The sequence below is a fragment of the Thermostichus sp. OS-CIW-26 genome (genome assembly GCF_054058395.1).
On the sequence record NZ_JBSSAG010000027.1, the window covers coordinates 22,516 to 40,171 of the forward strand.

General features: G+C 56.9%; 20 protein-coding genes and 1 pseudogene. 8 read left to right on the forward strand and 13 right to left on the reverse strand.

The genetic code is table 11. From position 1 onward, the window contains the following. Nucleotides 1-113: 113 nt before the first annotated feature. Nucleotides 114-917: an ABC transporter permease gene (locus ACVW0C_RS10665; protein WP_457385354.1), complete on the reverse strand. Its 804-nt coding sequence runs from the start codon at nt 915-917 to the stop codon at nt 114-116. A 166-nt stretch (nt 918-1,083) separates the two neighbouring features. Between ACVW0C_RS10665 and ruvA the strand changes: the two genes are divergently transcribed. Then, nucleotides 1,084-1,698 (forward strand): Holliday junction branch migration protein RuvA, encoded by a 615-nt coding sequence (ruvA, locus tag ACVW0C_RS10670; RefSeq protein WP_414332040.1) that lies wholly within the window; start codon nt 1,084-1,086, stop codon nt 1,696-1,698. Beyond that, nucleotides 1,695-2,303, forward strand: coding sequence for a nicotinate-nucleotide adenylyltransferase (gene nadD, locus ACVW0C_RS10675; RefSeq protein ID WP_457385355.1), 609 nt, complete (start codon nt 1,695-1,697; stop codon nt 2,301-2,303). Before ruvA ends, nadD begins: the two co-directional genes overlap by 4 nt. Before the next feature lie 186 nt (nt 2,304-2,489). Here the strand turns inward: nadD and psaC are convergent, their stop codons facing one another. Further along, nucleotides 2,490-2,738, reverse strand: a complete 249-nt coding sequence (gene psaC, locus ACVW0C_RS10680; protein WP_011432199.1) for a photosystem I iron-sulfur center protein PsaC — start codon at nt 2,736-2,738, stop codon at nt 2,490-2,492. 237 nt (nt 2,739-2,975) lie between these two features. Between psaC and ACVW0C_RS10685 the strand changes: the two genes are divergently transcribed. Beyond that, entirely contained in the window at nt 2,976-3,344 is a 369-nt protein-coding gene (locus ACVW0C_RS10685) for a hypothetical protein (protein ID WP_148202802.1), read from the forward strand. A 26-nt stretch (nt 3,345-3,370) separates the two neighbouring features. On the opposite strand, the gene ACVW0C_RS10690 is transcribed toward ACVW0C_RS10685, so the two are convergent. The 4 genes from ACVW0C_RS10690 to ACVW0C_RS10705 form a co-directional block, all read right to left on the reverse strand. After that, a complete protein-coding gene (locus tag ACVW0C_RS10690; protein WP_011432201.1) occupies nt 3,371-3,733 on the reverse strand; it encodes a DUF3493 domain-containing protein in 363 nt (120 codons plus the stop codon). 3 nt (nt 3,734-3,736) lie between these two features. After that, nucleotides 3,737-4,378, reverse strand: coding sequence for a hypothetical protein (locus ACVW0C_RS10695; RefSeq protein ID WP_011432202.1), 642 nt, complete (start codon nt 4,376-4,378; stop codon nt 3,737-3,739). A 125-nt stretch (nt 4,379-4,503) separates the two neighbouring features. Beyond that, nucleotides 4,504-5,805 carry a gamma-glutamyl phosphate reductase gene (locus ACVW0C_RS10700; protein ID WP_457385357.1) on the reverse strand — a complete coding sequence of 434 codons (1,302 nt, stop codon included), beginning with the start codon at nt 5,803-5,805 and terminating at the stop codon, nt 4,504-4,506. A 137-nt stretch (nt 5,806-5,942) separates the two neighbouring features. After that, on the reverse strand, nt 5,943-6,395 hold the full coding sequence (locus tag ACVW0C_RS10705; RefSeq protein ID WP_414374957.1) for a hypothetical protein: 453 nt from the start codon (nt 6,393-6,395) through the stop codon (nt 5,943-5,945). 127 nt (nt 6,396-6,522) lie between these two features. Here ACVW0C_RS10705 and ACVW0C_RS10710 point away from each other — a divergent pair, with 127 nt between their 5' ends. Further along, nucleotides 6,523-7,716 (forward strand): RNA-guided endonuclease InsQ/TnpB family protein, encoded by a 1,194-nt coding sequence (locus ACVW0C_RS10710; RefSeq protein ID WP_457385381.1) that lies wholly within the window; start codon nt 6,523-6,525, stop codon nt 7,714-7,716. Nucleotides 7,717-7,748: 32 nt separating this feature from the next. Here ACVW0C_RS10710 and ACVW0C_RS10715 read toward each other — a convergent pair whose 3' ends face one another. Together ACVW0C_RS10715 and ACVW0C_RS10720 are read right to left on the reverse strand one after the other, a co-directional pair. After that, nucleotides 7,749-9,050 carry a hypothetical protein gene (locus tag ACVW0C_RS10715; protein ID WP_457385359.1) on the reverse strand — a complete coding sequence of 434 codons (1,302 nt, stop codon included), beginning with the start codon at nt 9,048-9,050 and terminating at the stop codon, nt 7,749-7,751. Then, a complete protein-coding gene (locus ACVW0C_RS10720; RefSeq protein ID WP_457385361.1) occupies nt 9,047-10,486 on the reverse strand; it encodes an NAD(P)/FAD-dependent oxidoreductase in 1,440 nt (479 codons plus the stop codon). The genes ACVW0C_RS10715 and ACVW0C_RS10720 overlap by 4 nt, the downstream gene beginning before the upstream one ends. A 141-nt stretch (nt 10,487-10,627) precedes the next feature. On the opposite strand from ACVW0C_RS10720, the gene gshA reads away from it, so the two are divergent. Beyond that, nucleotides 10,628-11,782 (forward strand): glutamate--cysteine ligase, encoded by a 1,155-nt coding sequence (gene gshA / locus ACVW0C_RS10725; RefSeq protein ID WP_457385363.1) that lies wholly within the window; start codon nt 10,628-10,630, stop codon nt 11,780-11,782. Nucleotides 11,783-12,063: 281 nt separating this feature from the next. On the opposite strand, the gene ACVW0C_RS10730 is transcribed toward gshA, so the two are convergent. Next, nucleotides 12,064-12,930 carry a SpoIID/LytB domain-containing protein gene (locus ACVW0C_RS10730; RefSeq protein ID WP_457385365.1) on the reverse strand — a complete coding sequence of 289 codons (867 nt, stop codon included), beginning with the start codon at nt 12,928-12,930 and terminating at the stop codon, nt 12,064-12,066. 130 nt (nt 12,931-13,060) lie between these two features. Then, entirely contained in the window at nt 13,061-14,362 is a 1,302-nt protein-coding gene (locus tag ACVW0C_RS10735) for an MFS transporter (RefSeq protein ID WP_457385367.1), read from the reverse strand. 231 nt (nt 14,363-14,593) lie between these two features. Between ACVW0C_RS10735 and yidD the strand changes: the two genes are divergently transcribed. Further along, entirely contained in the window at nt 14,594-14,863 is a 270-nt protein-coding gene (gene yidD, locus ACVW0C_RS10740; protein ID WP_414344078.1) for a membrane protein insertion efficiency factor YidD, read from the forward strand. Between the two features lie 17 nt (nt 14,864-14,880). Here the strand turns inward: yidD and ACVW0C_RS10745 are convergent, their stop codons facing one another. Further along, nucleotides 14,881-15,264, reverse strand: a complete 384-nt coding sequence (locus ACVW0C_RS10745) for a RidA family protein (protein ID WP_011432209.1) — start codon at nt 15,262-15,264, stop codon at nt 14,881-14,883. 183 nt (nt 15,265-15,447) lie between these two features. Between ACVW0C_RS10745 and ACVW0C_RS10750 the strand changes: the two genes are divergently transcribed. Both ACVW0C_RS10750 and ACVW0C_RS10755 read left to right on the forward strand, forming a co-directional pair. Continuing rightward, entirely contained in the window at nt 15,448-15,798 is a 351-nt protein-coding gene (locus ACVW0C_RS10750; RefSeq protein WP_011432208.1) for a phenylpyruvate tautomerase MIF-related protein, read from the forward strand. An 80-nt stretch (nt 15,799-15,878) separates the two neighbouring features. Then, nucleotides 15,879-16,625, forward strand: a complete 747-nt coding sequence (locus ACVW0C_RS10755) for a TVP38/TMEM64 family protein (RefSeq protein WP_457385369.1) — start codon at nt 15,879-15,881, stop codon at nt 16,623-16,625. Between the two features lie 508 nt (nt 16,626-17,133). Here ACVW0C_RS10755 and ACVW0C_RS10760 read toward each other — a convergent pair. Together ACVW0C_RS10760 and ACVW0C_RS10765 are read right to left on the reverse strand one after the other, a co-directional pair. Continuing rightward, nucleotides 17,134-17,385 carry a hypothetical protein gene (locus ACVW0C_RS10760; RefSeq protein WP_457385371.1) on the reverse strand — a complete coding sequence of 84 codons (252 nt, stop codon included), beginning with the start codon at nt 17,383-17,385 and terminating at the stop codon, nt 17,134-17,136. A gap of 99 nt (nt 17,386-17,484) precedes the next feature. Then, nucleotides 17,485-17,656 (reverse strand): annotated as a pseudogene (locus ACVW0C_RS10765) (IS5-like element ISSoc13 family transposase); the annotation flags it as partial.

Genomic DNA, 17,656 nt, shown 5'->3' on the forward strand with positions numbered 1-17,656 from the left:
CACAAGGGCTCTGCGATCAACCAGGGCCAGCGTTTCCTTGCTGTTACAGCGACTCCGGCCAATACTTAGGGATCCCTCCAAGTGCAAACCTTGCATGAGGCTGGAAAGAGCCATCAGCGAGTCGTGGTTTTCTCTTGGGTCAAGTGATGGATCAGCCAAATGGGGAGCACCGTCAGGCCGATCACCCCCAGAGCCACCACGCTGATCACCGGGCGCTGCCGAGGCTTGGTTAGCTGGCTGAACACCCAGATCGGCAGGGTTTGCTGCTGGCCAGCGGTGAAGGTGGTGACGATGATTTCATCGAAAGACAAGGCAAACGCCAGCAGGGATCCCGCCAATAGGGCCGAGGCCAGTTCGGGCAGAAGGATGTACCGAAAGGTTTGCAGAGGATTGGCCCCCAAGTCGGCAGAAGCCTCCAGTTGAGAGCGTCCCATGCGGCGAAACCGGGCTAGCACGTTGTTGTACGCCACCACCAGACAAAAGGTGGCATGGCCGATAACAATTGTCCAAAAGCTGAAAGGGATATGCAGCAAATGGATCGCCGAGCGCAAGGCGATCCCGGAGACAATGCCCGGCAAGGCGATGGGCAGCAACACCAAAAACGAGATCGTCTCGCGGCCAAAAAATTGGCTACGATAGACAGCCGCTGCCGCCAGGGATCCCAGCACCACCGCCACTCCGGTAGCCAGCACAGCCACCCGCAAAGACAAAAACAAGGCCCGCCAAATATCTGCCCGCCCCCAGGCCACGGCAAACCAATGCCAGGTCAGCCCCGGCAAAGGGAAGCGCAAAGTCGCCTCATCGGGGCTAAAGGCGTAAAGGACGATCACCAGCAGAGGAAGATGGAGAAAGAGCAGCACCCCCAGCGAGAACAGGAGCCAAAGCCATTGGCCGATGGGAAAAGGGCGAATCGGCATGGATGAGGGAGAATACAGAGCTGGATGGGGAACAGTCTACAGGTAGAGAAATGGTCTGTGAAATAGCCTTGTAGGGAAGCAGCCTTTGGCAAGGACTTTAGATTGCTTGGCCGACTTTGGAGCTCCAGTCGAGCAGAGCATCCCAAACCCAGATTAAACTCGCAGCATGATCGCGTTTTTAAGCGGCCACCTTGTGGCCATCGAATGGGGAGAGCGCAGCAGCCTCACCGTTGAGGTGCAGGGGATCGGCTATCGCGTCAAGGCCCCAGGACGTTTTCTCAAGCAACTGCCCGCAGTGGGGGAGCCCGTCCGGGTGTTCACCCATTTGGTGGTGCGAGAGACCGAGCTGGTGTTGTACGGGTTTGGCTCGCCAGCCGAGCGGGACTTGTTTGTGGAACTCATCAAAGTCTCGGGGGTGGGGCCGGCTTTGGGCTTGGCCCTGCTGAATACCTTCAGCCTGCCGGAGCTGGTGCAGGCGGTGGTGACCGAAAACGTGCGCCTGCTCTCCCTCACGCCGGGGGTAGGCCATAAAACGGCCCAACGGCTGGCCCTGGAGCTGAAAACCAAGCTGGCCCACTGGCGACAGGGGGTGGGAGTTGCGGATCAACCCTTGGCCGGAGGGCCGCCCATGCCCATCCGAGAAGAGGTGGAAATGGCCTTGCTGGCCCTGGGCTACAGTGCTCAGGAAATTCAAGCTGCCCTGCAAGCTCTGCCCACCCACCGCCGCCCAACAGAAGATTGGCTGCGGGATGCCATCACCTACCTGAGCCAGCAGCCATGAAGCACCGCCGCATTGCCATTCTGGGCGGAACCTTCAACCCTGTGCACCATGGCCACTTGATCATGGCAGAACAAGCTCTTTGGCAGTTTGACCTGGATCAGGTGCTGTGGATGCCCGCCGGGGATCCCCCCCACAAGCCTCTGGCCCCTGGCGCCAGCAAAGCCGACCGCTTGGCGATGGTCAAGCTGGCCATTGCCGACCACGAGCGCTTCGCCTGCTCAGAGCTGGAGATCCGCCGTCCGGGGCGCTCCTACACCATCGAGACACTGCGCACCCTCATCCAGGAGCAACCCAATACCCAGTGGTACTGGATCATCGGCGTGGATGCTCTGCGGGACCTGCCCCAGTGGTATCAAGCGGAAGAACTGGCCCGCCTCTGCCATTGGATTGTTGCCCCACGGGTGGATGCCGGCGATGCCGCCCAGGTGCTGCAGGCGGTGGCCGCAAAGCTGCCCATCCAAGCCCAAATCCTGGAAGCCCCTACCCTGACGCTCTCTTCCACCTACCTGCGACAGCAAATCCAAAAGGGAGGGTCTATCCGCTACCTGGTGCCCCCTGCTGTGGAGCACTATATCCGTCAGCACCGCCTCTATCTGCAGCCCTAAAGGAAAAAAGGGGGCGGATCCCCCCTCTAGAGTCACCAAACAGCTTAAGACCTGCCATACGCCACAGCCTCTCCCCGGAAGAGGGAAAGGCTGGAACTGGGTTGGGAAGTAAACTGCTTTTCTGGTACTCTGGAATACTTGTGCTCTGTGGGCAGTTGAGAGTGGGGTTGCGGCCAGGTGCCCCCATCAGTAGGCTAAGCCCATGCTGCGGGTGGTTTCGGGGCCAAGGTAGACTCGGATGCTCAGAAAATCGGTGGGACAAGCGGTTTCACAGCGTTTGCAGCCAACGCAGTCTTCGGTGCGGGGAGCGGCAGCGATCATGCCAGCCTTGTTGTTCCCCTTCCAGGGCACCATCTCCAACACGTCGGTGGGACAAGCCCGCACACACTGAGTGCAGCCGATGCAGGTGTCGTAGATCTTGACCGAGTGAGCCATTAGCGTTCTCCAGTCGAGCAGGTTGAAACGTTAAAAAGAGGTTTACCGAATCCGCAGGGCAGCAGCATCGCTGCGCAAGTGCCCTCAGTGTACAGTAGTCCTGGGAAGCCTCCAAAATCTCCGATCCAAATGTTCAAACAAATTTACATCCGGTGGGGTCGTCCTCTGAGCTGATGGGAAGGTTGCTAGGGTTGGGCTAGGATCGGCCTGAAGATCACAGGACAAGGGATCCCGAACATGGGGCGCTCGGTGCAGGATTGGCGAAGGCAAACTCAGGGCAATCTGCGTCGTCTGGGGCCAATTTTGCTGGAGATCTTCGAGGAAAACGTCCCTCGCCTACGCCGCTGGGATCAGCAGCTCACCGACTGGGTGCGCAGCCACCGCTGGGGGGTGGATCCGTCTCTGCCCAAGGTGGCTATCTATGTCCTGGGCGCAGTGGTGATCCTGGCGATCCCACTTCTCACGTTTGTGGCTTTGGGGGCTTTCCTGACCTTTCTGGGTGTCCAAATTGTCCAAAAGTGGTCACAAGGGGATCCCGCTCGCCAAACTCAGCGCCGCTATCTGCGCAGTGCTGACGCGGATGATGATGACTTTGATCTGGATTGAGAAAGGGGCTGCGGGGAATGGGCGGGCTAACTGTCCGCCGACCGTTGGGGCTCCTGGGAGTCTTGCTGCATGCCCAAGCGTTGTTTGACCTGTCTGATCACCTTCTGGTGAGAGCGGTTTTCCAGCCTGTTTAGGCCGATGGCGCCGGCCAGGATCCCCAACTGTAAGGCCAAGCTGGGCAAGGTGGTGTTCAAGTCCCGTCCCGCCAGGGCTCGAAAGAAAAACACAAACGCCCCGATGGTAGCCGAGAACCCCACCGCCAAGTAGATGAAGCGCCGCAAGCTGCGGTAGGGAGCGGCCAGCTCCGTCAACAGCCTCACCTGCTCTGCTGAAGAGGGATCCCGGCGTTGCGACAGGGGCGATCTTGGCTTGGGATCGGAGTCTGCCATTGGCTACACCTCCTCAGGCAACAAGAGGGGCTCCCGACCGGAAACCCCCGCCAAAACGGCTTCGGCAGCGCGGCAGGCGGCCAGAATATCTCGCTCTTCCCCTCCCAAGTACACGCGGCCAAAGCTACCGAAAGGCATCACCTCCAGGATGTTGATCTGGGCAGATTTTTCTGCCTCGTTGGCAGCCAGGGGGGCATAGCCTGCCGGTTGCACCTCCAGGATGTAGAGGGTTTGGCCAGCCAGGAGCATTTGGCCACGGCGGGAACGGTTAATCAACTGGGTTTGGTGGGGATCGATGTTGCGGATGATCTGGCTGGAGATGATGCGGGGCTTGAGGCGCTCCTGTTCACTCACCCCTAAGGCAGCCAGAATCGCCCGTCCGGCGGTGCGGGTATCCCCTTGGTTGCTGGAGTGTACTTCCAGAAGGCCGTAGAGGCGTTCCACCACCTGCAGCCCCGGCCTCACCGAGGTGGCCTTCAGGGCAATATCCATAACGCGGTTGATCTCGATGCCGGGGGAAATCTCGACCCACAAAGAAGTGTCCCCAGGCAGGGGCAAAAAGCCGTAGGCTACTGTGCCCAGATAAGCAGCATACTGGGGTTGCAGCCGATCCAAAAACACGTAACTGCGAAGGTCGATCCCCAAAAAAGTCCTCCCTTTGGGCTCGGTTGGATGGTGAGCTGATGTCGATCTATTCTTTACTATTCTTATTCTTCTCCAGCCTCATCGCAGCTCTTGGGTCCTTGGGCGGGCCGACCAACCTTCCAGCTCTACAGGTCACCCTGAGCCACCACCTTCACCGTTGTCAGGGCTTCCACGTCGATGGGCCCGCGCACGTGCAGCCGCTGGGTAGAAATGCCCAAAGACAGGTCGCGAAACGCTCCCAACGTGGGGATCCCAGCTCCCCGGCCTGCCGAGAGGGGGGAAGTGTTGATGTGGATCAGGGCGGCATCTACTTCCTGGAGAAAGCGCTGGGCCGCCGATTGGCTATCGGTGAGGATCGTCTCCGATTGACGGCAACCATTTTTGTTAATCCAGGCGATCGCCTCCGTCAGGTCGGCAATGGGCTGCAGGCGCAGATTAGGTCGTTCCGTCGAGTCAAAGCCTTGCCCAAGCGGCTGGAGCTGCGGGAACTGTTCCAGAATGGAGGCGGCTGCCTGGATATCGATCCCGTGACCCAGCAAGTCCTCCACCAAGGCGGTCAGATGGTTGGCGGCCCAATCGGTGTGGATCAGCAGCCAAAGGGTGAGGGGCTGATAGATAGGGATCCCTTCTGAGCCGTACTGGGCCAGGGGATCCAACAAAGCCGATTTGACCAAGGGCCAAGGGGCAGTGCGATCCAGATAGATGTGGCCGTAGCCCAAATGGGTAGCCAGAGTCGGCACTTTGCTGGCCTGCAACAGGAACTCCACCCAGCCGGGGCGACCGCAGGGAATCACCAGGTCTAGGTAGCGGGTTTGCTGTAACAACGGCAATAGTGGGGAATCTACTTGGGGATCTGCGGTTCGGTCTTGGGCGGGCAAGGTTTGAATGGCCCCTTCCGGGATCCCGTGCTCATAAGCCGTCTCTGCCAAGAGGTTGACCATAGCCTGGTGAGTTTTCTGGATGGGACCGCTGCTGGCCAAAATCACGCCATTTCCTGTTTTTAGGCACATGCCAATGCCATTTAAGGCAAACTCGGGGTAGATTTCGTAGACCAGAGCAATCAACCCCAACGGGACGCGGTAGCGGCCAATAAACAGGCCATTCTCCTGGCGGTGCCCTTTCTCCAGCTTGCCAATGGGATCCGGCTGCTGGGCCAGGAGAGTCAGCAACTGGGCGGATCGCTGTAGACGCTCGGGGGTGAGCTTCAGGCCGTTGAGGATCCACTCCGGTACGGTTTGCTCGCGGCAACTTTCCAGGTCGAGGGTATTGGCTTCCAGGAGCAGATCGGAGCGCTCCAACAAACACCGCGAGAGAGCCAGCAGGGCCTGGCGCTTGGTTTGGCTGCTCAACCGCTGCATCTGCGGTAGTAAGCGGCGTACCTGTCGCAGAGTGGTACCTAAGTCAAAGTCTGAACCGAAATCTGTCACTTGAACTTCTCCCGCCTAGCCCATTAGAGACAGACCCGCTGCGTTCTCCAGACCACTGCTAACAAGAAATGGTTGGATCCACAAGTGCTGGGGCTGCCAATTCTGGAGACCAGTCGCTGGAGAAAATCTCACTCACCTCAGGGCCGCCGCAGCAGCAGGATCGCCGTTACCATCAGCAGCGTTAGCAACAAGCCGAGAATCATGAACCAACTGAGCAACTGGGTTTGGTTTGGGAAGAGCACTGCGCCGATGAACCCAACCGCCAAGACAATGCCCAAGCTGAGGGTGAGGCCCAAGAGCGCGGATCCCTGTAGGGTGTTTTCCCGCCGCAACACCCATTGGTAGCCGTTCCAGAACCACATTTTGCGATAGGGATAAGAAACGGCCAGTTGCTCGATGTACAGGCGGTCGGGGGTGATGGCAAAAATATGCTGGCAACGGCTACACCCAAAGGCTTCGGTTAGGGTGATCAGGCGCAACTGACCTTGGTGGCAGCACGGGCAGGGGTAAATTTTGGTGGGCTCAAGGGTCTGAGCGACACGCGAGGCTGATTTTTGACGGGGAGACTTGCGGGGAGAAGAGAAGGCCACAGCTCTCAGCCGGTGAGAAGTTGGGATCCCTCACATCCTATCTTCAGCTTACTAGCGCAGGAGCCCCGCACCGTACCCGTAGGGTTAGTGCCGGGAGGAATGCGCTTTGATGAAGTACAATGAACTTATGAGCCAAGTCCTGACCGTCTCCTGTAAGCTCAAGGCGTCCCAGTCGCAAGCCGCCAAATTGGACGCGACGATGGAGGCTTTTGGCCAAGCCTTGAACTGGGTCAACCAGAACACGCCGGAGAAGATCGTCAACGCGGTCAAGCTGCAATCCCTTTGCTACTACGAGATTCGAGCCCGGTTTGGCTTGTCCAGTAACTTGGCTCAACAGGTGTGCAGACGGGTAGCGGGTTCCCGCAAAGTGGCTAAGCAGAAAAAGCGTCCCGTCAAGGAGTTTAAGAGCGGCTTTGTTACCTACGACGCCCGTATCTTTTCGTTCCGTCAAAAAGACTGGACGGTGTCGCTCACCACGGTGGAAGGGAGAGAACGCTTTGAACTGGTCATTGGCAACTACCAGCGTGGGATGCTGGCTGGTTCCAACCCAAAAGCTGCCACGCTGATCAAGCGCAAAGATGGCTCCTACTACATCCAGATTTGCGTAGAGAAAAAACCACCCAAGCAACAAGATACCGACAAGGTGATCGGGGTGGACTTGGGGAGGACGGATATTGCCCATACGTCAGAGGGGGACAACTGGAATGGACAGCAGTTGAACCGAGTCCGAGACCACTACTCCCGGTTGAGGGCGGCACTCCAACGCAAAGCCAGTAAGGGCACACGCAGTTCGCGGCGCAGATGCAGAGAACTGCTGCAACGGCTGTCTGGCAAGGAGAGACGCTTTCAAGCGTGGGTCAATCATCGCATCTCCAAAGCTATTGTCTCTAGGGCAAAGGTCACAAACAGCGCTATTGCTCTGGAAGACTTGACAGGGATACGGGAGCGTATCAACCAACAACCCCGCAGCAAAGTCGAGCGACGCAGGGCCAACAGTTGGGCGTTCTACCAACTGAGGCAGTTTCTGGAATACAAGACTCTGCATGCAGGAGTTGCTTTGATTCTGGTGCCGCCTGCCTACACGTCGCAGACCTGTCACAAGTGTTTGCACATCCATCCCGACCCTGCGCAATCCTATCGCAGTGGTAAGTCGTTCAAGTGTGGGCACTGTGGATGGGGAGGGGATGCGGACTTTAATGGTGCGAACGTGATTGCGCTCTTGGGGGCTGCCGTAAACCAGCCTAGAGGTTCGGGCCTGTTTTGTTCTCTGGTAGAGCAGAGCAGGCTCAGGGCTACTGAAAGCCCGCTCCGTACCGCTTAGCGGTCGGAGTCGGGTAGTTTACGAAAGCGGAGTCAAGCCACCCAGAGATGGTGGACGTAGCGCCAGGTGAGGATTTGGTTGAGGGCGAGGAAGATCAAAGCTAGAAGCCCGTAGCCCAGCTTCAGGATAGTGCCAAGATAGCCAAGCACCCTTTGGGGGATGAAGCTGAAATCGGTGTGTTTGGCCCAATGCACCAACGCCAGCACCTGCACGATGTGAACCGGCAGGCAATAGCGGCTCATGCTTCGCTGGCCCAAGGGGCTCGTACCCGTCAGGGCAATGTAAAACATGGCCCAAGCAGCCAGGTGAAATCCCAGCCGCTCCCGCCAACACTGGCTTCTACCTGCCATAACTCCTGCCGCATCCATTAAACCTGTAACAAGCAGGGATCCCAGGGTGGCAGACACAAACAGTTGGCTAAGAGCGTCAGCCCACAGCCCAGGGTCTTTCATCGGTGCAGAAAGAGAGAGTAAGCTTTGCCAGCGTTCGGCGGAAAGGACATATGTGCGAGCTTGGAAAATAGCTTGATAATTGGCTTTCACGCCGGTAAAGTAACGCTGCATTTCCAGGTAGAGATCCCAGCGTCCGAAGCGGAGCTGACAGTAGAGAAAAAAGCCCAGGCCACCCAACAGAGCCAAGCTCGCTGCCATACTCGTCCAAAACCAACGGCGGGCTTGGGTTCTCTCCCCCGCTTTCAGGAGATTCAAAAAAGGGAGCAGCGCCACCGGCAAGCCGACAATCCGAGTAGCACTCATCACCAAGCCGTGGATCCCAGCCAGGAGCATCAGCAGGGGACGGCCCCCGTGAATTGACCAGTAGAGAAAACCCAGTAGGCTGGCCATAAACAAAGACTCGCTGTAGCCCACGACCAGGTAAAAGCTGGTGGGATAAAAGAAGATGAGCAAACTGGCCAAAATTTGCCAGAGGGGGGGAATTTGCCACCTGCGGTAAAGCAGGAAAAGGTAAACCCACATCAGCCAGCAAAAGAGCTGGGCGGTGAGGTAGAGCCCCAGTTCAGGGTCAACTCCCACAAGGTGACTGATTGCGGCCACTGCCAGGGGATAGCCGGGGAAAAAAGCTACGTTGCTCTGCTCATAGGCAATCTTGTCGAAACCCACAAACTGGTACCCCCGCCGCACAATGCTGAGATACCAATAGCTATCCCGCTGACTCAGGGCTGTGAAGGCAGAAGCATAGTCGCTCTCCTCACTCCAGAGGGAGATCATAAAGATCTGCAGCACTGTCAAGGCCAAACTGGGCAACAAGATTTGCCCTAAGAAAGGGGCAAGGTACTGCCGACCTCGCTGCAACAGATGACTGAGAGGAAAGCTCATCGCTGAATCGTTAAGGGTGAAGATGGCACTTTGATTTCTTCTTGGTAATCGTCGTCGGAGTTCACCTGCCAGAGATTGTGACTACCGGGTCGGAGAATGTTCTCAGCCGCCAGCAAGCCCATCAGTAAACTGTGATCTTGGTTGTTGTATTTAAATGAGCCGTAGCGGCCCACCACTTGTAGATTTTCAAACTGGCTGAGATACTCCTGCAAAATGGCTAAATCTTCTTTATAGCTACCGGTATAGATGGGATAAGTGCGGGGCAGGCGCACCACAAAGCCACTGTAGATCTTTTGATCGTGAAGCAGGCCAATTTGACGCAGCTCCTTCTCGGCCAAAGCCAGCAATTCCTCCTCAGGAGCTTGCCACAAGGGATCCCCAAAGTTGCACCAATACTCACAGCACAAGGGGGTTTGCTCTTGGTTGGGCAACATGGCCGGAGACCAATTGGCGAAGTTGGTCACCCGTCCCACCCCCACCGTTGGATCGTTGATATACAGCCAGTTATCGGGGAAGAGCTGGGATCCCTGCACAATCAAGTAAACCAAGACAGTATTGCGAAATCTGAGATTGCGGGCTGCCTGCAGCACTTGGGGGGGAGGCAATTTCCGCAGGCTCTGCACCAACACCGTCAGAGGGATCGAGGAAATGACGTGGGAGGGGGAGACCCAAGTTTCACTTCCATCCTGAAGATTGCGCAGTTGCAGCTCGACAACTTGGGATCCCCGATGTCTGAGGGTGACTACTTCTGTGTTGAGCAGGACTTTTTGTCCCTCGGCAAGCAAATACTCCTGCATTTTTTCATAGAGCTGCCCGGATCCCAGACGAGGAAACTGAAACTGGTCGATCAGAGACTTGGCCAAGCTTCGATTCCACCCCAAGGCCTTTTGGATGGCTTGCCCAAGGCTGAGACCTTTGATGCGCTGGGCAGCCCAATCAGCACTGATCTCGGTACAAGGGATCCCCCAAAGCTTTTCCGTATATCCTTCAAAGAACATTTGAAAAAGCCGAGTACCGAACTTGCCCTTAACCCAGTCGGCAAAGTTCTGGGGAGCCGGCTGTGGGATTAATTGTGCCCAAAGGTAGGAAAGGACAATGCGAAGACTTTCCCACCAGCCCACTTTCCGTAGAACTTCCCAAGCTTGAATGGGGTACTGAAAATACTTCTTGCGGTAGTAGATGCGGGTAAGCCGCCGAACCGTTACCTGTTCGGATCCCAAAACGTGGTTCCACAGCTCCAGCACGGGCGGAATCTTGGTAAAAAAGCGGTGCGGGCCGTAGTCCAGAATAAACCCTTGGTAGTGGATGCTTTTGGCCAGGCCCCCAACTCTCTCTTCCCGTTCCACCACCACCGCGGGAAAACCGAGCTGGGTTAAGCGGTAGGCAGCCGCCATGCCCGCTGGCCCTGCCCCCAGGATGTAGATGGGATCGCGCACTCTATTCCCTCTCGCAACTACCCCGTGGAGACATTCTAAAGCAGGTCGGGAAAGTCCCCTGCCACCGGACAATTCCCTACAAAGCCCTGGGAAAATGGGCACAGAGGTTAGACTGGTGAGGCTGCGGCTGGAGGCTGGCCTGTGCTGTTAACCAAGGGCTTTGAGGTGGAAATGTACACCGGCACCGCCGCCGGGGAAGTGGTGGGCTTGTCGGATCGCATTTGCCAGGCTTTGCCAGGGTTTGTACGGGAGCCGGATCGGCGCAACGTGGAGTATATCACCCCTCCCCTTCGCCGCTACGAAGACCTGCTCTGTGCTTTGTTGCGGCCTCGCCTGCAGTTGCGGCAATTTTTGCGCCGTCTTGGCCCTTACACCCTTCTGCCAGGGAGCACGCTAGCTTTGGGCGGCAGCGACCACTTCGAGCGGTCGGATCCCGGCAACCCCTACCACGACTACATCGAGCGCACCTATGGCACGCGGGTGGTAACTGCTAGCATTCACATCAATGTCGGCCTGCCGGATACCGAGGCTATCTTCCGGGCTTGCCGACTGTTGCGGGTGGAAGCATCTCTCTACCTGGCCCTGAGCGCTTCCTCTCCTTTTCTGGACGGACGGGTGACGGGATCCCACTCCAGCCGTTGGCAGGTGTTCCCCAAAACGCCGGCTCAGGTGCCCTTCTTCCGGGATCACGCCCACTACATTGCCTGGATCCAGGAGCAGCTAGCCTTGGGCACCATGCAGAATGTGCGCCACCTGTGGGCCTCGGTGCGACCCAACGGCCCGGAGCGGCCCTACCACCTCAACCGCGTGGAGCTGCGCATTTGCGATCTGGTGGGGGATCCGGTGATGGTTCTGGCGATTACCGCCTTGGTGGAAGCCCGTCTCTGGCAGTTGCTGGCCCAGCCGGAAGCGCTGGATCCCTTGCGGGGGCCCTTTACCCCAACAGAGCTGGAGAGCCTTTGCGAAGCCAACGAGCAGGCTGCTGCTCGAGAATCACTGCAATCTCATTTGGTCGATTGGCGGACAGGCCGGGAACGGGCGGCCCAAGAGTGGATCGAAGAGCTGCTGACCGAAGCTTGGCGTATTGGCCAACCTCAAGGCTTGGGCTGTTTTCTAGCTCCCTTGCAAACTCTGCTCCACCAGGGCAATGAGGCCCAACGCTGGCTGAAGCAAGTCAACCAGGGATCCACACCTGCCCAGGTGTACCAACAGGCCATCCAGGAGCTGGCCGAACAAGACCGAGAGAGCATGACTCTAGTCAATAATAAGCTCAACTATACTGAAAATAATGTATAATATGTTCAGTACGGATTACTACCAGTTGATCTTTCTGTTTACTTTCGAGTCTGCCAACATGGTAGCCAAAGCAAAGCAGAAAATTGGTAGTAAGACGACACGGAAACTGCGCTTTGGGTATTCTACTCAAAGCTTTGCGGGATACCGCCATTCTGTTTGGACTCCGTCCCGCTAACGCGAATGGAAACAAACAGAATGCTATCGCTGCATAGTTGAACAGTGATGTTCAGCAATGTTCAGCGTAAATGTATCAGACAGAGCAAATCAGGGCACTGAAGGTCTCACTCTGGCAAACGAGCAAAGCTGACCCCTCGGTAGTAGTAGGCCAAAATTTGGCGGTAAGTCCAGCCTCGGCGGGCCAATTCTTGGGCGCCCCACTGGCTCATGCCAATGCCATGCCCAAACTTGGGATAGGGGCTGACATCCGGTAAGCTCATCAAATAAGGGATCCCACTCACCCCGACGGTTTGGCCGCCGCTGCTGGCGCTGTACATGGCATTGACAAACTGACCCCCATACACCATGACCACACCACGGGTGGCTTGTGTTGCTTCCAGGGCGGCTGCCGACCGCTGGAAAAGCCCTCGGTACACCTGGGAGCGAGTATCGCTAAACACATCAAACCAACCTCGGGAATTGCGATGGTAAAGAACGTAGCTGCGGGCTGCCACCGCTTGCGCCTTCAGGGCTTCTGGGAAGAACCGGGATCCCATTTCTGCATCCACCACACTGGCCACATAGTCTTCTAGATCCACGTAGTTGATGGCCATCACCATGTTGTAGCCAGTCAAGAGCACCTTGCCGGAGTACCAGCGGCCATTCACTGCCACCAGGCCACCCTCCTGAGGTTCGATGAACAGCACCGGGTCAACCACCCCATGCAGACGCACCCCTTGAGGGCTGGGCTGAGCCAAAAACCCTTGCATAGGGGGCAGATCTGCCAGCACCTCTCCCCGACCGTTGATCAGTTGGGCAGGGAGAGAAACGCCTACCACCAGAGGGGCAGTGGTATCGGCCAATTGCACTCGCACTGTCACCCCCCAGACGGCTTCCACCCATCCCCAGAAGGCACTGACCACCAGGGATCCCATCAGGGCCAGCCAATGCCGCGCTTCCATAGCCCGTGCCCAGAGTTGCTTTTTGTACACCAACTCCAACTTAGGATAGGGCGAGTTTCCAGAAATGGGCCGGTTTGTCTGTAGAAACTGCAGAGGGCTTGAGTCTCAATTCAGGTGTGGATCAGGTGTGGAGCAGGGGGGATCTGATAGAGATATGAGACTATCTATGAACGGGATCCCGTCTCCGGGGGAGCGGGCTGACCCGGTGGCTCCAGGAGGTCGGGTTGCGGCTGTCCTCCAGACAACCCGAAAGGCTGTCCGGCCCCAGGCCCAAGGCAAAGCGCAGCGAGTCCCCCGGTCGCCCATTGGAGAAGAAGAGAAAAGAACCCAAGGAAGCCAAGGAAAGAAGAGCCGCATAGCCAAACATGGCTCGATAGCCGGATCCCGCTGCTAAGGTGCCCAAAAGGGGCCCCGCCAGGCCAATGCCCAAATCAAACCCGCACATCACCAAGCTAAACAGGCGACCCCGCTCCGCCGGCTCCGAGCGATCGGCCACGAGGGCAGAGATGAGAGGGATCAAAGTACCAAAACCGCAACCCACCACGATCCCAGCAGCCAGAAAAGCGCCGGTGCTGTTGGCAACAATCAGGATCCCCATCGCCAGGGCATAGGTGACCAAGCTGAGGGAGATAAACGGCCCCCGCCCATAGCGATCGGAAGCGCGACCGGTGAGCAGGCGCACTCCAAAGCTGGCAAAGGCCACTGCCGTATAAAAAAGACCTGGATTCAGGGGAACTCCGGCTTCTTGGATTAACAAGGCCACAAAGGTGGTCTGGGTGCCGAAGGCCAACCCCACCAAAAACATCACCCAAGCGAGGGAGCGCACCTTCGGGCTGCCCAGAAAGCTCCAGAAGGCCCCATCCATCGGCAGGGATCCCCAATGCTCACGCCGCTGTTCTCGAACCAGTTGGGTACAAAGAAAGCCCACCAACCCCAGCAGAGCAGAGAAGAGAAACGAAGGGCCATAGCCGGCAAACTCCTGCAAAAAGCCGCCCAAAGCAGGGCCAATGGCTGCGCCGATCGGATTGACCAAACTCATGTAGCCCAGGATCTCACCCCGTTTTTCTTCTGGGGCAAAATCCACCACCAAAGTCACATAGGCCGTGGCAAAAGCGGCGATGCTAACCCCATGAAAGGCTCGCACCAGCGCTACCCATGGGATCCAATCGGAGAGCCAGTATCCTATGGGGGCCATCCCCACCACCCCCATGCCGATAAGCAGCACGATCTGCCGGCTGTGGCCATCCGCCAGGCGCCCCAACGCAGGGCGAAAGGCCAGCAACCCAATCGAAAAGGCCCCCATTACCCAGCCCACTTGCTGGCTGGTGCCACCGGCATCCCTGACGTAGAGAGGCAACGTGGGCAGCAGCGAGGATAAACTGGCCCAAAAGAGCAGCCCAGCCACAAACAAAATGCCCAAGTTGCGCCGCTGTGCCGGCTGCAGCTGCCCGAATACCCTCACGCCAACTCCTTATGCAAAATGGAACTCAAAGCGTTCTCCCAGAACCGCGCCCTAGGATAAGCCCACCTTCGCCGGATCCCTCAGCTCGAAATATTTAGGTGCTAACCTTTCTGATTGTAACCGTATGGTCTGGGGCTGGGAACCGGCCCTGCTCGCCTTTGCAGGCGCCTCCAGTCTGGGATAACAGCTAACCTCAAGTTACCTAGAGATGCGCTTTTTGGACTCCGACCCATGCCTGAACGATCGGATCCCCTCACTCGCAGCTTGATTGCCCTGATCCGGGGTTACCAGGTGGGTATTTCTCCTTGGCTGCCGCCTGCTTGTCGCTACTACCCCACCTGCTCCCAGTACACCTTGGAAGCGGTGCGGCGCTACGGTGCCCTACGTGGGGGTTGGCTGGGGCTCCGTCGCCTCTGTCGCTGTCATCCCTGGCACCCAGGGGGCTACGATCCAGTTCCCGATTTGCCGGGATCCGCGCCGACCCAGAAACCATTCCGCTAGCCGGACTCAGGAGACATTTAGGTCGATTGTGGGTAGCAGGCCACAACCTCGATTTCTACTCGGGCATTGAGGGGCAGGCGAGCCACCTGCACGCAAGAGCGGGCCGGAGCCGGATCGGTGGCAAAAAACTCTCGATAAACCTCGTTCATGGCCGCAAAGTCCTCCATATCGGCCAGGAAAACCGTTGTCTTCACCACATTGGCGAGAGTGGTGCCCCCCGCTTCCAGCACTGCCTGCACGTTCAGCAACGCCTGCCGAGTTTGAGAAACAATGTCCTCCCCCACCAGTTTGCCGGTTTTGGGATCCAGGCCCACCTGTCCGGCGGTGAACAGAAACGGCCCCAGAGCAGTAACGCCCTGGCTGTAAGGGCCGACAGGAGCGGGGGCAGCCTCAGTTTGCACAGCACAAGGGCCTGGCCCGATTTGGCCCTGCTGGTGGCCGATCTCTGGCTTGGCCGGCTTCGTCTGCTCCATAGAGGTTTGCCCAACTCTGTCGCTACGCTACCACAGGTGGATTGCCGAAGAGCGGGGCTGAGAATGCCAAGATGAATTTCAAGATGAATTTGTTGATAGGGAGAGGGATCCATGCCTTTGATCAAGCTGCAAACGTCTGTGCAACCAGAAATCGCCGCAGTAGAGGAACTGCTTAAGGTGCTGTCTGCTGCTCTATCGGAACAGTTGGGCAAGTCGGAAGCCTACGTGATGACTGCCTTTGAAGGTGGGATCCCGATGACCTTTGCTGGCAGTGGGGATCCCTGTTGTTACCTAGAAATCAAGAGTATCGGGCAATTTTCCGCCCAACAAACCCGAGCCATGAGCGAGTTTTTTTGCGGCACCATCGAGGCCCGATTGGGGATCCCCAAGAAGAGGATTTACATTGAGTTCAGCGATGCCAAAGGCTATCTTTGGGGATGGAACGGCACGACTTTCGGGTAAAGATACTTCCCCCACTCCAAGAGCTGTCTACTCTGGCTTGCCCTAGCTCGCCTCACAAGAACTTTGTAGGAGTTTAGCCAATGGAAGAGCTACCTCAACTCAACACAAATCCCCAAAAGCAGCGGATTTTGCTTAAGCTTGCTACCGGCTTGGGCTTGGCCATTTTTATCTTTTGGGCAGCCCATCGATTGGGATTTTTTGGAGTTATTCAAGACTGGCTCGCCGAAGCTCTGGCTTGGATTGAAAGCTTGGGGTTGCTGGGGCCGATCCTCTTCATTGCCATTTACATTGTAGCGACGGTGCTGCTTCTACCAGCCTCGGTGCTGACCTTGGGGGCAGGGGCCGTGTTCGGGTTGCTGGCCGGAACTGTGTACGTGCTGATCGGGGCAACCATTGGAGCGAATTTGGCCTTTTTCATCGGGCGCTACTTGGCGCGGGAACAGGTGGCGAAATGGATTGAGGGAAATGCCAAGTTTGCGGCCATCGATCGAGCGTTGGGACGTGAGGGATGGAAAATAGTCGGCCTGATTCGGCTGTCGCCTGCGTTTCCCTTCAATGTGCTCAACTACGCCCTGGGGCTGACCCAAATTTCTTTTCTGGATAACTTGCTGGGCACCGCTGGAATCGTGCCGGGCACTTTTATGTATGTGTACATCGGCTCGTTGGCGGGATCCCTGGCCGACATGGAAGGCGCGGAGTTGGATCCTCAGGCTCAAACCGCCCAATGGGTCGTTCGCCTCGTGGGGCTCATCGCCACCATAGCCGCTACCGTCTACGTCACTCGCATTGCCCGCAAAGCCCTACAAGAAGCGGTGGAGCCTGCCTAGGGAATTGCATTTTAAACAAGAATGAAATCTGTTGCATTGCTTCCCAACTCCTCTCTCTCTGGGAGAAGGACTGGAGGTGGTCGCGGAAGCGGCGCGGAGCGTTTGGGCAGCAGTAGGAGTGTCTCAATCCAGTTTGAAATGACTATAAGTTGGCTCGGCGAGCTAGTGTGTAGAAAGCACCGGGTTGAGAACGCTCACCGTTGGGCAGAGGCTTAGCCGACAGCTTGACAGAGGGTTTCCTGCCTGATACATTTACGCTGAACACTGCTGAACATCACTGTTCAACTATGCAGCGATAGCATTCTGTTTGTTTCCATTCGCGTTAGCGGGACGGAGTCCAAACAGAATGGCGGTATCCCGCAAAGCTTTGAGTAGAATACCCAAAGCGCAGTTTCCGTGTCGTCTTACTACCAATTTTCTGCTTTGCTTTGGCTACCATGTTGGCAGACTCGAAAGTAAACAGAAAGATCAACTGGTAGTAATCCGTACTGAACATATTATACATTATTTAGTCATGCTCGTCTGCGTCAACCGAACCGCGGCTTTTGGGCCTGAAAGACCTCTTGGGCTTTGGGATCCCCTCGCTGAGGGCGGTGTTGAACTCCACTTCGGTCATGGTGCTAGAGCCGAGATAGTAGCCCCAACGATACACCAGATCCCCAAGGATGCCGTAGTGTCTCAGGGTTTGCAGATCTTTCATCAGGAGCGCACCGTCACGAACGGATCCCACACCAGAAACCCTGCTCTGCTTTTTCGCCATTCGCATCTTCCCTTACAGCATTTTTGGGCCTGACTTTTAACTTGAAGAAGACCCCGTTTTGTTCCCACCTCAGCTTCAATTTTAGGTTGTGTTGATCTTTCATTTGAGCCAAAAGAGAGCACTGACGAGATAGAGAAAACTCAAGAAGTTCCTGGCCAATTTGTCAAAACGAGAACATAGATGCCGGTACTGCTTTAACTTATGAAAAAAGCATTCGATTAAATGCCTCTCTTTATACAGATGCTTGTCATAATGCCGCTGCGTCTTTCTA